This window comes from Streptomyces sp. CB02414 (assembly GCF_001905385.1).
In the GTDB taxonomy this organism is placed as follows: Bacteria; Actinomycetota; Actinomycetes; order Streptomycetales; family Streptomycetaceae; genus Streptomyces.
The window spans coordinates 92967-106846 of sequence record NZ_LIPF01000001.1; the positions used below are offsets into that span (position 1 = coordinate 92967).

Sequence of the window (13880 nt, forward strand, 5' to 3'; positions counted from 1 at the left end):
AGCCGCTGCGAGGAGGGTCCGCCCGTGGGGACGTTCGTCGACGACGCCGCCTCCGCGGAGTTCCACGCCTTCTTCGAGCGCCACTACGCGGAACTCGCCCGGCTCGCCCATCTGCTGACCGGCGAACCGGACGCCGCCGACGACCTCGCGGCGGACGCCCTGCTGGCCCTGTGGCACCGCTGGGACCGGGTCCGCGCCGCCGACCGTCCGGCGGCGTACGCGCGCGGCGTCGTCGCCAACCTCGCCCGCACCCGTGTCCGCACCGCCGTGCGCGAGCGCAGACGGGTCGCCCTGTTCTGGTCGCAGCGCGAGGAGAGGACGGAGAACCCGGACGTCGCCGGTGTGGTGGACGTGCAGGAGGCGCTGCGCCGGCTGCCGTTCCGCAAGCGGGCGTGCGTGGTGCTGCGCCACGCGTTCGACCTCTCGGAGAAGGACACGGCGCTCGCCCTGGGCGTCTCGGTGGGTACGGTGAAGAGCCAGACGTCGAAGGGGATGGCCGAACTGCAGCGGCTGCTGGGCACGCGGGCGGCCGTCGGGCAGGTGCACGCGGCGATCGCGCGCAGTGGCGGGGCCGCGGGAAGGAACCGATGACCGGGCGGCGGGACGTGGACGAGGAGCTGCGGGCCCGGCTGCACGAGGCGGCCGGTGCGCACCGGCCCGACCGGACGCGCATCCTGGCGCGGGTGGAGCGCGGAATGGCGGGCGGGGACCGCCCGGTCCACCACCGGACGACGCGTCCGCCGCTGCCGGGCTGGGCGCGGGTGGCCGGGGCGACGGCCGCCGTGGCGGGGGTCCTCGCCGTCGGCGGCTACGCGGTCGCCTCCGCGGTGAAGGACGACGCTCCCGGGCGGCGTTCGGTCGCCACCACCTCGTCGGCCCCAAGCACCGCACCCCGGTCGAAGGCCCCGGACGCCCCCGCCGTGGCCGACGGCCCGCTGTGGTCGGACGGCTCGGTGGACCCGCACAGCCACGAGTTCTGGGCGCAGAGCAACGTCACCCTCAGGACCGCCGAGCCCCTGACCGCGCTCACCGTGGAACTGAGGGTGGCGCAGACCGGCGGGGTCGCCTCGACCGGCGCCTGGCGCTCCCTGCCCGAGGACGACTTCGCCTTCGCCGTCGGCGAGCGGGACGGCTTCCTGGTGTACCGGTGGACGCTGAAGGAGGGCCGTACGGTCCCGGCGGGCGAGTGGATGTTCGCCGGCCAGTACGACCACGACCGCGGGGGCCGGGACGCGCGGGACGACCGCTACACCGCGACGGCCACCGGCGGGTCCGGCGGGTTCTCGGTGCGAGGTGACTTCGCACCCCGCGACGGCGGTTCGTGAAACGACCGGCGGGCGTTCCCCGTTTCAGGACCCGGCGTCCGTGACCGAATCCAGCCACGCGACGGCCGCGTCCTGCATGCGCCCCGGGAAGGCGTGCCCTGCGTCCGGCCAGGTCTCGGTGCGCAGCCGGCCGGCGGCGCCGAGCGAGTGCCAGACGGCGCGCAGCCGGGCGTGGGCGGTGCGGACGCCCTCGGCGGTGAACAGCGGGTCCTGTCCACCGCCGAGGAACAGCATGGGCTTCGGTGCGGCGATGCTCGCCACGTCGGGCAGGTCGAGGTGGCGGGCGAGCCCGGGGTGCAGCATGTGGAACGCCGACTGCCCGCGCAGGGTGTTGTTGCCGGGCACCAGCATCCCCTTGAGGCCGGTCATCCAGCACACGCTCACCGCGGCGGCGACGTCGTCGCTGAGGGCGGCGGCCTGCCAGGCGCGGTAGCCGCCCATGGAGAAGCCGACGGCCGCGACCCGGCGGGCGTCCACGCGGTCGAGGCCGGCCAGGAAGCCGGCGGCGCGCTGGTCCTCGCGGGCCAGCAGCCCGGCCAGCGAGCTGCCGAGGTGGAAGAGGTTGCTGGCGAGGGCCTGCTGCCGCTCGTAGGCGAGCGGTTCGCGGTCTCCCCAGCCCAGGGCGTCCGCGCAGAACACCACGTAGCCGCGCCGGGCCAGCTCGTCGCCGGGGAAGCGCCCGTCGAAGTGCCGGTCCGCCCACTCCTCGGCGGCGGCGAGCCGGGTGTCGTCGTACCAGGGCCGGACCGCCTTCTCCTTGCCGATGTCGAAACGCGAGCCGTGGTCGTGCAGGAACAGGACGGCCGGGAAGGGCCCGGGGCCGTGCGGGGTGAGCAGGGCCCCGCGGACCCGTCCGTACCGGGTGAGGGAGAGGGTGACCAGCTCCCGGGTGTACCCGTCGCCGTCCTCGCGGGCGGTGAACTCGGGGGCGTACGGGGTGTCGTCCTGCCGGTCGACGAGGAGGTGCGCCTCCACGGTGGCGCGGGCGGTCCGCCGCCACGCCTCGAAGTCCCGGACCGGCGAGGTGCCCCAGGCGAGCGGGAAGGTCAGCTCGTCCTTGAGCGCCGGGTGGAAGCCGGGGAGCACACCCGGCGGATCACCTCCGGCGCTCATACGGCCGCCAGTCGCCGAGGTACGCCTCCCGCGTGTGGGCGGCGGCCTCGGCGCGGGTGAGCTGCGGCCGGTTCTCCGGCACGGTGACCGCGGCGCCCGGCCCGGTGTTGCGGTACTCGGCGAACCGCTGCTCCTGCCAGGGGTGGGCGTCCCGCATGTTGGCGTACGGCGCCACCGCGTCGATGCCCGCGCCGAGGCGGGTCTCGCGCACGGTGAGCATGGGGCGGGCGGTGGTGTCGGAGCTGGGCACCCAGGGGCGGGCCAGCTTGTAGTAGCCGTCGGGGGCCTCGCTGGTGACCCGGCCGCGCGTCACCAGGTAGCCGCGCGGATTGGCGCCGGCGGTGGACGGCGCGAAGACGAAGCCGTACGGGGCGCCGGACAGGTCGGTGCGGACCAGGGTGCGGAAGTGGCAGTCCTCGTACACGGCCGTGGCCCGGCCGAAGACGAAGTCGACGTCGCCCTCGACGTAGCAGTGGGCGAAGTACTGGCGGGCGAAGTGGCCGAGGTCGCGGGTGTCGGCGTAGAGGGTGTCCTGGTGGCCGAGGAAGCGGCAGTGGTGGAAGGCACTGCGGTCGCCCTGGACCTTGATGGCGACGGCCTGGGTGCCGCTGAAGCCGGGGTGGTCGGCGCGCAGCCAGTCGTTGGCGAAGGTGATCCGGTGGGCGGTGAAGCCGTCCGCCCGCACGGTGGTGGTGGCCGACCCGCTGGTGCCGTGGTTGCCGGAGCCGTCCGGCTTGGGGGTGCCGGCCGCGTTGTCGTAGACGATGACGACGTCGCGGGGGTCGTGGGAGGCGCCGATCCAGGTCGCGTCGGTGCGGTCGGCGGCCACCGACACCGTCTCGCGGTAAGTGCCGGGCGCGAGGACCAGCGTCCAGCCGGGGCCCTCGGCGGCGGTGACGGCGGCCTGGACGGAGGTGAAGTCGCCGCGGCCGTACGGGTCGAGGTACAGGGTCTTCGGGGTGCGGCGGTCGGCCGGGGAACCGTACCGGCCGAACGGGCGCGGGCGGCGGGGACCGCCGGCGACGGCCGGGCCGGCCGCGAGGCCGAGGGCGGCGCCCGTGCCGGCGGTCGTCAGGAGGAAGCCTCGGCGGGACAGGGCGGGTCGGTGCATGCGGGTGCTCTCCTTCGGGGCGCGGGAGGGAAGGGCCGGGGCGGTGCGGGCGCCCCGGCCCGGTTCGGGGGCGGGCGTCAGCGCAGGCGGCCGGCGCCCGCGCCGTGGCCGACGACGAAGGGGACGGCCCAGGCGGGGAGGACCTTGGTGCGCAGGGTGGGTGTCCAGCCCGCGCCCGACTGGAGGGTCTCGTCCGGGACCTGGGCGTTGTGCACGGCGATCAGGTCGACGGAGCGGCCGTTGACCCGGTTGTGCGCGGCGGTGACCGGCGCCTCGCTCCACTTCTTGAGGACCTTCGCGGGGCTGACGCCGTCCGGCAGGGTGAAGGCGTTGTGCTCGGCGACGAGCTGGGACTCCTTGCCGACGCCGAAGCTGTAGGAGTAGTCCTCGCCGGCCACGAAGTGGTTGTTGTAGACGTCGACCTGGCCGAACCGCACCCGGGGCGCGCGCTCGACGAGGTCCTTGAAGAGGTTGTGGTGGAAGGTCGTCTTCAGGTGACCGCGGTCGACGACGGCCGTCGACTCGCTGTCGCTGTTGCCGATGAGGATCGTCTTGTCGTGCTCGGTGAAGACGTTCCAGGAGGCGGTGACGTAGTCGGCGCCCTTCACGATGTCGAGCTGGCCGTCGTGCTGCTGGTACAGCATGCCGAAGTAGGTGGGCGCCGCGCTGTCGGGGTGCTCGCCGTCGGTGAAGGTGTTGTGGTCCAGCCACACGTGCGTCGAGCCGTACACGACGGCGCTGTCGTACTCGGAGTTCCAGTTGCCCTTGTCCCCGTCGGTGGGGTCCCACTGCGGGAAGCAGTCCACGGGGCTCTCGAAGGTCAGGTTGCGGACGATGACGTTGTCCACGCCCTTGATCTGGAGGCTGGCGCCCTTGAGCCCGGCGTCGCGGCCCACGCCGATGATGGTGGTGTTGGAGGGGACGCTCGCCTTGATGGACCGGTCCTGCTGCTCGGCCGAGGCGCGGCGCAGCCCCTCGGGGCTGTCGTCGGGCTCGTCGCTCAGGTCGGTCTCCCTGCCCCAGTTCTCCGGTGCGTACTTCTCCAGGTACGCGTCGAAGTCGTAGCCGGGCGCGGCGAAGGCCTCGCAGCCCTCGGACACGGCGTCGATCGTGCCCTTCACCTTGACGATCCGCGGCGCGGTGCCCTCCACCGCGAGGGCGGCCTTGAACTCGGCCCAGGTGGAGACGGTGAAGACGCGCTCCCGGCCGGCGTCCGCCCCGCCGGTGGTACCGGTGCCGTGGGAGGCCCAGCCGTCGTTGGCGGGCAGGGTCTGCCGGGCGGTGTCGCGGGGGTGGTGGTGACCGGGACGGGCCTGCGCGGTGGCAGCGGCGGTCAGGCTCAGGACGAGGGCGGTGCAGCCGACGAGGGCGGCGGTTCTCTTTGTGGCATGCCCATGCCATCTCGAAGTGCTCATGGTGCGGCTCTCCTTTTCCGGAAGTGTCGGGGTACTACTCGGTGGCCGACGCCGGCCAGTCGATCCAGGACTCGGGAATCTCCTCGTCCAGCCGGCGCACGTCCCGGTGCGCCAGCACCCGCGTGCGCAGCAGCTCCCGCGCGACGAGCCGGGCGACCGCGATCGCGCCGGGCGGGTTGAAGTGGGTGTTGTCCTGCTCGGTGGCGGTCCAGTTGAAGTACGCCTTGGTCCCCTCCGCACCGAGCCGCTGCCACAGCGCGAGCGACAGCGCCTGGACGTCGAGCAGCGCCACGCCCTCCTCCCGGGCGAGCGCCCGCATCGCCGCCGGGTACTCGCCGTGACTCGGCCGCGCGTCGCCCGCCGCGTCGAACCGCCGCCGCTCGACTGGCGTGGCCAGCACCGGCCGCGCCCCACGGGCCCGCGCCCCGTCGACGTACAGCCGCAGATGATCCTGGTACGTCGTCCAGGGCTCGGTGTAGCGGGCGGGGTCCTCCGCCTTCTCGTCGTTGTGCGCGAACTGGATCAGGAGGAAGTCCCCGGGCCGGATCGCGCCGAGCACGACCTCCAGCCGCCCCTCGTCGACGAAGCTCTTGGAACTCCGCCCGTTCACGGCATGGTTGGCGACCCGAAGCCCCTTGCGAAGGAAGAAGGGCAACGCCATCCCCCACCCGGTCTCGGGCGCGGCATCGGCGTACTTCTGCGCGGCGGTGGAATCACCGGCGATGTAGAGCGTGCGGGGGTGGCGCCCGCCAGCACGTGCGGTACCGGCGGCGGCGACCGCCAGAGGAACGGCGGAGACGGCGGCTGCGGTGACTTGTCTTCGGCTGAGTGACACGTCGGGTGCCTTTCAAGAGAGAGATGGACAGTCCCCCAGGGGCGCGGGGAACTGCGCGACCAGCCACGGGCGGCCCGCAGCCCGCAAACCACGGGCCGCCCCACGGCGAAACCCGGAGAACAACTAACCCATCTGCTCGGTCCACTCGGCCTGTGCCTCATTCAGCTTCTCGGCCAGGTCGTCCAGAAAGTCCTTCGCACTCATCTCACCCAGCAGCACCTTCTGGAACCCCGGCTCACTCTCCGACTTGGACAGCGTGTTCCAGTCCGGCAGGTAGTACGGCAGCTGAACAATGGTCGTAGACCCGTCGTTCAGCGCCTCCGCCGCCAGCTTCGTCGGCTCCGCCTTCTGGATCCACGCGTCCTTCGCGGCCTCCGTGTTCGACGGCACCTGCCCTGCCGACTCGTTGAACCGCGAGTTCTGCTCGTGCGACGTGGCGAACTCGATGAACTTCCAGGCGGCCTCCTTGTTCTTGGAGCTCTTGAAGATGCCGAGGCCGTCGACCGGGTTGGAGACCTGGACCCGCTTGCCGGAGGCGCCGACCGGCTGCGGGATGCCGCGGAACTTCTCGACGCCGAGCGCCTTCACGTGGTCCTGGTAGGAGCCCAGGTTGTGGTTGAGCATGCCGATCGTGCCGGTGTCCCACTGGGCCGTCATCTTGGCGAAGTCGTTGTTGACGTCGGCGGCCGGCGTGACCTTCTTGTAGAGGGCCGCGTACTTCTCCAGCGCCTCGACGTTCTTCGGGTCGTTGACGGTCGTCGTCTTCTTGTCCTCGGTCCAGAACGAGGTGATGCCGGACTGCCCGTACATCGCGTCGAGCGCCTGGGCGATCGATCCCGACCCGCCGCGGATGGTGTAACCGAACTCGTTCTTGTCCTCGTCGGTCAGCTTCTCGGCGGCGTCGTAGAACTTGTCCCACGTCGTCGGCCCGTCCAGCCCGGCCTTGTCGAACAGGTCGGTGCGGTAGTAGAGGACGCCGTTGTTGGCGGAGGTCGGCACCGAGAACAGCGTGCCGTCGCCACCGCCGGCCGCCTTCAGGGACTCGACCATGTCCTTGTTGAGCTTGCCGCTCAGGGAGGACTTGGCGAGCCGGTCGTCCAGCGGTTCGAGGGCGCCCTGGGCGGAGAAGCCGGCGAGCATCGCCGCGCCGACACCGCCGACGTCCGGCAGGCCGCCGCCCTGGATGGCGGTGTCGACCTTCGACTGGTACTCGGTGGCGGCGATCCCGACGTACTCGACGTCGATGTCCGGGTTCGCCTTCTCGAAGTCGGCGATGATCTCCTTCCAGACGGCCGTACGGATACCGCCGTTGTTGTCCCAGAAGGTGATCGTCCCCGTGCCGCTGCCCTCGGCGCCCTTGTCGCCGCCCGCCCCGCTGCCGTCGTCACCGCAGGCGGTGGCGGTCAGCGCGAGTACGGCCCCCAGGGCCACGGCGGCGGAGGTCCGGCCCGCGCGCGTGCCTCTGCTGCTGCGATTGCTGATCTTCATTGGTCGGCTCTCTTCTTTCGGACGTGCTGGACACGTGGGGGGGGTCAGTGGGTGTGTGCGTGGGTGCCGAGGTGCTTCTGCGGCCCGGAGAAGCGCTTGACCAGGGCCGGGACGGCGGCCGCCGGGTCCAGCCGGTACGTGTAGAAGTCGCCCGGTTCGAAGGCGTCGCCCCACGCGTCGTGCCGGCCGGTCGTGTTCTTCAGGATCGATCCGCGCTGCACCAGTTCCGCGGTGGCGTCCGCCTGGTACGGGTGCTGGACGCCGTCGTAGTAGCTGTTCTCGATGACCATCCGGGTCGCGCCGCGCGCCCAGTTCCCGTACGTCCACCGCGGGTCGCCGTCGGACACCTGGGCGGAGAGGTAGTTGTTGTAGAGGTGCGCGTAGGCGCAGTTGTCGGCGGACGGGTTGCGCTGCTTGGTGCCGGTGAACCAGTTGTGGTCGATGGTGATCTGGGTGCGGACGTTGTCCGTCCAGCCGATGCCGAGCGCCTTGTTGTGGTTCTCGAACCGGTTGTAGGAGACGGTGATGTACTCGCTGTCCTTGCGGATGTCGAGCAGTCCGTCGCCCATGCGCGTGAGGCGGTTGTGGTCGATCCAGACGTGGTGGACGGAGTCCATCTGGATCGCGTCGAAGTCGTTGGTCTTGCCGTCCCAGTCGCCCTCGACGTAGCTGTCGCGGATGGTCAGATTGCGGATGATGACGTTGTGCGTGCCCGGATTCAGGTGGAGTTCGCCGTGGACGATCTCGCCGGTGTCGCCGACGCCGACGATCGTCTTGTCGGAGGCGACCACGATGTCCGAACCGAAGGGCGCGACCTCGATCGAACCCGCCACCCGGATGACGTACGGCTCCTCGGCCGCCGCGTACTTCGCCAGCGCGGCCTGGTCGGTGACGGTGACGAGCTCACCTCCCGCGCCGCCGGTGGTGCCGCCGGCGAGAGAGGCGAAACCGTGCGGCCGGTCGGAGTGGCGGGGTGCTGCCGTACGCTCGGCCGGGACGGCCCCGGCCTCCCCGGCCGCCCCCAGGGCCAGGGCGGCCACCAGGCCGAGTACGGCGGCCAACGCCCTGCCGGTCCCCGGCAAGCGCTTGCTACGGAGGTGCGTCATTGCGGCTCTCCCAACAGGCGTACGGATGAGGTCGGTGGTTACCGGGGTCCGTTCCGGAACCGGGTGAACGTGGCGGCGCCGGCGTGTCCCTCGCCGGCGGGCGCGAGCGCGAACAGGCCGAGCAGGGCGCCGACCCAGCGCCAGGGGGTGGCGGCGAAGACCTGGCCGGTGGGGTGGGGGCCGTCGCCGAGGTCGTAGGAGAACCGGCAGCGGGCGCCGGGCGCGGTCTCGATCCGCAGCCGTACGCGTCCCCCGGGTGCGACCCGCGGGTGGTCCGCGTCCCGCTCGGTCTCGGCCACCGTCTCGGCGAACCGGTGCACCAGGTGCACGGTCCCGTCCGCTCCCCGCTGGAGCCCGATCCAGCGGTAGGCGTCGCCGAGCACCGCCAGCCCGGCCCGCGCGCCCGGCTCCTCGGCGTCCAGGCGCAGGTCGACCTCGACGGCCGAGGGGACGCCGGGCAGCCGCTGGGTGAGCACGTTCGGCAGCCTGCGCAGGTCGTGCGCGTCGGCCGAGCGGACGCAGGCCAGGCGCAGCCCGTCCCCGGAGTGCTGGGTGGCCCAGCCGTCGCGGGGGTTGGCCGTCCAGGACCACTGGCGGCCGAACCGTCCGCCAGGGAAGTCGTCGTCGGTCGCGGGCGCGGCCGGCGGCTGCGGGGGCAGGGCGGGACGCGCGTGCTCGGCGACCGGGGCGCCGTCGTCGCCCAGGACCGGCCAGCCGTCCGTCCCCCACCTCATCGGCTGGAGGTGGACCACCCTGCCGTACGCGCCGCGCTGCTGGAAGTGCAGGAACCAGTCCTCGCCGGATGGCGTGCGCACCCAGCCGCCCTGGTGGGGGCCGTTGACGTCGGTGTCCTTCTGCTCCAGGACGACCCTCTCCTCGTACGGTCCGAAGAAGTCGCGGGAGCGGAAGGCGCCCTGCCAGCCGGTCTCCACTCCCCCGGCGGGCGCCAGGATCCAGAACCAGCCGTCGTGCCGGTAGAGCTTGGGGCCCTCCAGGGTGAACCAGCCGGGGATGCGGTCGGCGTCGACGATCACCTTGCCCTCATCGAGGAGGCTGGTGCCGTCGGGGTGCATGCGGTGGCCGGTGAGGCGGTTCTTGATACCCGAGCGGGAGCGGGCCCAGGCGTGCACGAGGTAGGCCTCCCCGCTCTCCTCGTCCCAGAGCGGGCAGGCGTCGATCAGACCCTTGCCCGCCTTCACCAGGTGCGGCGCGGTCCACGGGCCGCGGATCTCGGGGGCGTTGACCTGGAAGATCCCGTGGTCGGGGTCGCCCCAGAAGATCCAGAAGCGGTCGGCGTGGTGGCGCAGGGACGGGGCCCAGACGCCGCAGTCGTGGCGCGGCGTCGCGAAGGCCTCCGCCGGTTCCAGGCGGGGCAGCGCGTGCCCGACCAGCGTCCAGTTGACCAGGTCGCGGGAGTGCAGGAGGGGCAGGCCGGGGACGCGGCCGAAGCTGGAGGCGGTGAGGTAGAAGTCGTCGCCGACGCGGACGACGTCCGGGTCGGACCAGTCGGCGTTCAGGACGGGGTTGGTGTACGTGTCCGGGGGCTCGGCACGCAGGTGCTCGGGGCTCACGGGCTCACCGCCTTCCGTACGAGGGTCTCGGCGTCGTCGGGGCCGAGGCGGCCGTCGGCGACGACCGTGACGATCCGGCGCACGAGGGTGTCGCCGGGGGCGATCGCCGGCCGTTCGTCGTACGCGAGGGACGAGCCGACGCCCGGGTACTCCTCGGTGCGCACGAACCACGGGTCGCGTCGGGTCCGCTCGGTGGCCCCGGCGAAGACCAGCGACCAGGTGTCGCCGGTCAGGGCGAGCCAGTCGGCGCGGCTGCCGTGGACCTCGGGCTCGCCCTCGCGGCCGGCGGTGAAGACCCGGGGCGCGGTGGCCTCCTTGCGGGCGCGCCAGAAGAAGCCGCCGTAGGCCGCGCCGGGGCGCCCGTTGGTGGCGGGGCTGCCGATGGTGAGGGGGGCCGGGGTGACGTTGGTGAGGGAGAAGGTGAAGTCCAGCGCCCAGGCGGTGGCGGTGAGTCCGGTGGCGGCGACGGTGCGGCGCTCGCGCAGCAGCTCGGTGCCGGCGGCGACCCAGCGCAGTTCCTCGACGAAGCCGTCGGGGTCGCGGAGCTGGAAGGCGGTGTGCCGCTGGGCGCCGTGGTTGTCCAGCTCGGTCGGTCCCTGGTCGCGTACGTAGGTGCGCCCGCCCCAGAAGTTGTGCCCCTCGACGTCGGGAACGGCGACACCGACGCCGAGGTGATGGAGGTGGTCGGCGGGGCTGAACTCGGTCACGGCCGTGCCGGCCAGGGTGGTGACGGGGTGCAGGCAGGGGCGTGGGGAGAGCCGGGCGGGCAGTTCGGGGCGGGTGACGTAGCGGCCGACGGGGCGGCCCGCCACGCGCAGGATCAGGGAGTCGTGGCCGGTCATCGGGTGCTCACCTCGCTCAGCGGGTGCTCGGTGCGCGGAGCCCAGGGGGCGCCCAGTTCGGAGTAGAGGGAGAGGGTGTCGGCCGCGGCGGCCACCAGCCCGTCGATGCCGGGGACCACGCGGCGGGCCTCGCCGGGGACGCGGCGCCAGGCCGCGTCGGGCAGCCGGTCGGGGTCGGGGGCCCGGCGGATCGCCTCGACGACCCGCATGAAGGCGCCGGTCTCCTCGGGCGGCACCAGCAGGGGCGTGCCGTCGGTGAGATGGGCGACCAGGTTCTCCAGCAGGTCGGTGCGGCCGTGCTCGTACTCCTCGGGGCCGTGGCCGCCGCGCTGGAGCAGGACGCGGTCCTGCTTGTACCAGAAGGTGACGCGGCCGCTGCTGCCGTGCACCAGGACGTACGGATCGTCCGCCCGCTCCGCGCACAGGGTCGCGGCGACGGTGACGCGGTGGCCGCGTGTGGTGCCGATCCGTACGCAGGAGGTGTCGTCGGCCTCGATGTCGTTGGCGTGGCTCAGCTCGGTCTCGATGCCGGTGACGTCCTCGGCACGGGTGCTGCCACCGAGGGCGAGGGCGGTGGCGACGGCGTGCGCGAGCGGGTTGGTCAGCACGCCGTCGATGACGTCGGCGCCGTCCAGCCGCCGCCGGCCCGCCCAGGGCACCCGGCGGAAGTACGCCTCGTCGCGCACCCACGCGCCGGCCCCGCCGATGCCGACGACCTCCCCGATCGCGCCCTCGGCGATCAGCGCGCGGATCGCCGGCAGGGCGTGCGAGCCCAGCGACTGGAACCCGACCTGGCAGGCCACGCCGGCCTCGGCGACCCCGTCGGCCATGCGGCGGAAGTCGGCGTACGACGGCGCCGGGGGCTTCTCCAGCAGCAGGTGGACGCCACGGCGGGCGGCGGTCAGCGCGAGGTCGGTGTGGGTCGGGATCGGCGTGCAGATCACGGCGATCCGGGCGCCGGTGGAGTCGAGCAGGGCACCGAGGTCGGCGGACTGCTCGGGCACCTGCCCGCCGGCCTCTTCCTCGGTCAGCGGGGTCAGTTCGCAGACGCCGGCCAGCCGGACCAGTCCCGCCCGTTCCAGGCGGCGGATGTTGGCGACGTGCCAGCGGCCGTGCCCGCGGGCGCCGGCGAGGACGACGGGGACCGGGCTCGTTCCGGGGGCCGGGCTCATCCCTTCACCGCCCCCGCGCTGAAGCCGGTGATCAGCCACTTCTGGATGAAGGCGAAGACCAGGACGACGGGCACGGCCGCGATGATGCCGCCGGCGGCGAGCGCGCCGAGGTCGACGCTGTCCGCGCTCATCAGGGTGTTGAGGCCGACCGGGATGGTCTGCTTGTCCTGGTTGTTGAGGAACATCAGGGCGAACAGGAAGTGGTTCCAGGAGTGCACGAAGGCGAAGGAGCCGACGGCGATCAGGCCCGGCCGCAGCAGCGGCAGGACGACGACCAGGAAGGCCCGCATCCGCCCGCAGCCGTCGACCCAGGCGGCCTCCTCCAGGGAGTACGGCACGTTCTTGATGAAGTTGCTGATCAGGATGATCGACAGCGGCAGCTGGAAGACCGTCTCGGCGATGATGACGCTGCCGAGTGAGTTGATCAGCTGGAGTTCGGCGAAGATCTCGAACAGCGGGACCAGCAGCAGCGCGCCGGGTACGAACTGGGAGCAGAGCAGGGCCAGCATGAAGACCCGCTTGACCTTGAAGTCGAACCGGGCGAGGGCGTAGCCGCCGGCCAGGGCGACGAGCGTGGTCATCACCAGCGTCGCGAGTCCGACGTACACGCTGTTCTCGAAGAAGGTGCCGAAGGACCGGTCGTTCCAGACCTTCTCGAAGTGGTCGAAGGTCATCGGCCAGGGCACGAGCGAGGTCGAGCCGGCCGGGCGGAGCGCGAAGAGCAGGATCCAGTAGAACGGGACCAGGGTGAAGACGAGGTAGACGCCGAGCGGCAGGTAGATCTGCCAGCGGGGGACCTCGTCCCAGGCCGGGCGGCGCTTCTTCGCCGGCCGGGGCGGTTCGTGGTCGGCCCGCGCGGGCGCGGGGGCGGGCGCGGTGGCCTCCTTGGTGATCACTTGTTCTCGCCTCCGAACTTGCTCAGCCGCAGATAGACGATCGAGCAGAAGAGCAGGATTACGAACGCGACCGTGGTGAGGGCCGACGCGTAGCCGAAGTCGTGGGCGTCGACGCTGGTGTTGGCGATGTAGAGGGGCAGGGTCGTGGTGACTCCCGCGGGACCGCCGCCGGTCAGGGTGTAGAGCAGATCCACGTTGTTGAACTCCCACACCGCGCGCAGCAGCGTGGACAGGATGATGGCGTCCTTCAGGTGCGGCAGCGTGATGTGCCAGAACTGCTTGATCCGGCTGGCCCCGTCGACCTCGGCGGCCTCGTACAGGTCCTTCGAGACGGACTGGAGGTCGGCGAGGATGAGGATCGCGAAGAAGGGCACGCCGCGCCACAGGTCGGCGACGACGGCGGCGGAGAACACGGTGGAGGTGTCCGACAGCCAGCTGGTGCCGTAGTCGCCGATGCCCAGGTCGGCGAGGTAACGGGTGATGCCGGTCTGGGAGTTGTAGAGCAGCACCCAGATCGCGGAGGTCAGCACGCCGGAGACGGCCCAGGGGGAGAAGACCAGGGCGCGCCCGATGCCCCGGCCGACGAAGGTCTGGTTGACGATGAGCGCCAGTGCCAGACCGAAGAGCAGTTGGAGTCCGACCTCGACGAAGACCCACTTGGCGCTGAAGACGAGGGTGTCCCAGAAGATCGGGTCGTCGGTGAAGATCTTGACGAAGTTGTCGAAGCCCGCGAAGCCGTTCCGCCACGGCTTGGTGGGGTTGTACTCCTGCAGGCTGTAGTAGAAGACGCTGATGACCGGGTAGGCGATGAAGCCCAGCATCAGCAGGGCGGCCGGTGCGATCAGCAGGTACGGGAGCCTGCGCGGTGTGGCGGAGGCACGGCGCCGCCGGGGTGGCGCGGGCGGCTTCGCCACGGCTGCGGCTTGGGCCATGACAGTTCTCCGTTCTGGTACGTCAGTGCGTGGGTCGTGCGGTCGCTCGTTCTCGGGTCGTGCGGGAAGCGGTT

At 72.2% G+C, this 13880-nt stretch carries 12 protein-coding genes and 1 pseudogene; 2 read left to right on the forward strand and 11 right to left on the reverse strand.

The window, feature by feature from the left end:
* Window positions 1–24: 24 nt before the first annotated feature.
* Both AMK11_RS00450 and AMK11_RS00455 read left to right on the forward strand, forming a co-directional pair.
* The gene (locus AMK11_RS00450; protein ID WP_073721499.1) at window positions 25–591 is read left to right on the forward strand and encodes a SigE family RNA polymerase sigma factor; all 567 of its coding nucleotides are present in this window, start codon (window positions 25–27) and stop codon (window positions 589–591) included.
* Window positions 588–1325 carry a hypothetical protein gene (locus AMK11_RS00455; RefSeq protein WP_073721500.1) on the forward strand — a complete coding sequence of 246 codons (738 nt, stop codon included), beginning with the start codon at window positions 588–590 and terminating at the stop codon, window positions 1323–1325. The genes AMK11_RS00450 and AMK11_RS00455 overlap by 4 nt, the downstream gene beginning before the upstream one ends.
* 24 nt (window positions 1326–1349) lie before the next feature.
* On the opposite strand, the gene AMK11_RS00460 is transcribed toward AMK11_RS00455, so the two are convergent.
* The 11 genes and pseudogenes from AMK11_RS00460 to AMK11_RS00510 all read right to left on the reverse strand — a co-directional run bounded on the left by AMK11_RS00460 (window position 1350) and on the right by AMK11_RS00510 (window position 13806).
* Window positions 1350–2438 (reverse strand): dienelactone hydrolase family protein, encoded by a 1089-nt coding sequence (locus tag AMK11_RS00460; protein WP_073721501.1) that lies wholly within the window; start codon window positions 2436–2438, stop codon window positions 1350–1352.
* On the reverse strand, window positions 2422–3549 hold the full coding sequence (locus AMK11_RS00465; protein ID WP_073721502.1) for a pectinesterase family protein: 1128 nt from the start codon (window positions 3547–3549) through the stop codon (window positions 2422–2424). Before AMK11_RS00465 ends, AMK11_RS00460 begins: the two co-directional genes overlap by 17 nt.
* Window positions 3550–3626: 77 nt before the next feature.
* Window positions 3627–4964, reverse strand: coding sequence for a pectate lyase family protein (locus tag AMK11_RS00470; RefSeq protein ID WP_073721503.1), 1338 nt, complete (start codon window positions 4962–4964; stop codon window positions 3627–3629).
* A 34-nt stretch (window positions 4965–4998) separates the two neighbouring features.
* Window positions 4999–5799 (reverse strand): rhamnogalacturonan acetylesterase, encoded by an 801-nt coding sequence (locus tag AMK11_RS00475; RefSeq protein WP_073721504.1) that lies wholly within the window; start codon window positions 5797–5799, stop codon window positions 4999–5001.
* 123 nt (window positions 5800–5922) lie between these two features.
* Window positions 5923–7287 (reverse strand): ABC transporter substrate-binding protein, encoded by a 1365-nt coding sequence (locus AMK11_RS00480; protein ID WP_073721505.1) that lies wholly within the window; start codon window positions 7285–7287, stop codon window positions 5923–5925.
* Window positions 7288–7349: 62 nt separating this feature from the next.
* Window positions 7350–8393: pseudogene (locus tag AMK11_RS00485) on the reverse strand (pectate lyase family protein); the annotation flags it as partial.
* Window positions 8394–8431: 38 nt separating this feature from the next.
* The gene (locus AMK11_RS00490; RefSeq protein WP_198941280.1) at window positions 8432–9964 is read right to left on the reverse strand and encodes a glycoside hydrolase family 43 protein; all 1533 of its coding nucleotides are present in this window, start codon (window positions 9962–9964) and stop codon (window positions 8432–8434) included.
* Window positions 9961–10806, reverse strand: a complete 846-nt coding sequence (locus AMK11_RS00495) for a PmoA family protein (RefSeq protein ID WP_073721507.1) — start codon at window positions 10804–10806, stop codon at window positions 9961–9963. Before AMK11_RS00495 ends, AMK11_RS00490 begins: the two co-directional genes overlap by 4 nt.
* On the reverse strand, window positions 10803–11978 hold the full coding sequence (locus AMK11_RS00500) for a Gfo/Idh/MocA family protein (RefSeq protein WP_073721508.1): 1176 nt from the start codon (window positions 11976–11978) through the stop codon (window positions 10803–10805). Before AMK11_RS00500 ends, AMK11_RS00495 begins: the two co-directional genes overlap by 4 nt.
* Window positions 11975–12874 (reverse strand): carbohydrate ABC transporter permease, encoded by a 900-nt coding sequence (locus tag AMK11_RS00505; RefSeq protein ID WP_073721509.1) that lies wholly within the window; start codon window positions 12872–12874, stop codon window positions 11975–11977. The genes AMK11_RS00500 and AMK11_RS00505 overlap by 4 nt, the downstream gene beginning before the upstream one ends.
* The gene (locus AMK11_RS00510; RefSeq protein WP_073721510.1) at window positions 12871–13806 is read right to left on the reverse strand and encodes a carbohydrate ABC transporter permease; all 936 of its coding nucleotides are present in this window, start codon (window positions 13804–13806) and stop codon (window positions 12871–12873) included. The genes AMK11_RS00505 and AMK11_RS00510 overlap by 4 nt, the downstream gene beginning before the upstream one ends.
* Window positions 13807–13880 lie beyond the last annotated feature (74 nt).

Coding starts and splice junctions, on each gene's coding strand:
- AMK11_RS00480 (WP_073721505.1), bottom strand. CDS start 7,287: ATGAAGATCAGCAATCGCAGCAGCAGAGGCACGCGCGCGGGCCGGACC.
- AMK11_RS00455 (WP_073721500.1), top strand. CDS start 588: ATGACCGGGCGGCGGGACGTGGACGAGGAGCTGCGGGCCCGGCTGCAC.
- AMK11_RS00495 (WP_073721507.1), bottom strand. CDS start 10,806: ATGACCGGCCACGACTCCCTGATCCTGCGCGTGGCGGGCCGCCCCGTC.
- AMK11_RS00460 (WP_073721501.1), bottom strand. CDS start 2,438: ATGAGCGCCGGAGGTGATCCGCCGGGTGTGCTCCCCGGCTTCCACCCG.
- AMK11_RS00500 (WP_073721508.1), bottom strand. CDS start 11,978: ATGAGCCCGGCCCCCGGAACGAGCCCGGTCCCCGTCGTCCTCGCCGGC.
- AMK11_RS00510 (WP_073721510.1), bottom strand. CDS start 13,806: ATGGCCCAAGCCGCAGCCGTGGCGAAGCCGCCCGCGCCACCCCGGCGG.
- AMK11_RS00470 (WP_073721503.1), bottom strand. CDS start 4,964: ATGAGCACTTCGAGATGGCATGGGCATGCCACAAAGAGAACCGCCGCC.
- AMK11_RS00465 (WP_073721502.1), bottom strand. CDS start 3,549: ATGCACCGACCCGCCCTGTCCCGCCGAGGCTTCCTCCTGACGACCGCC.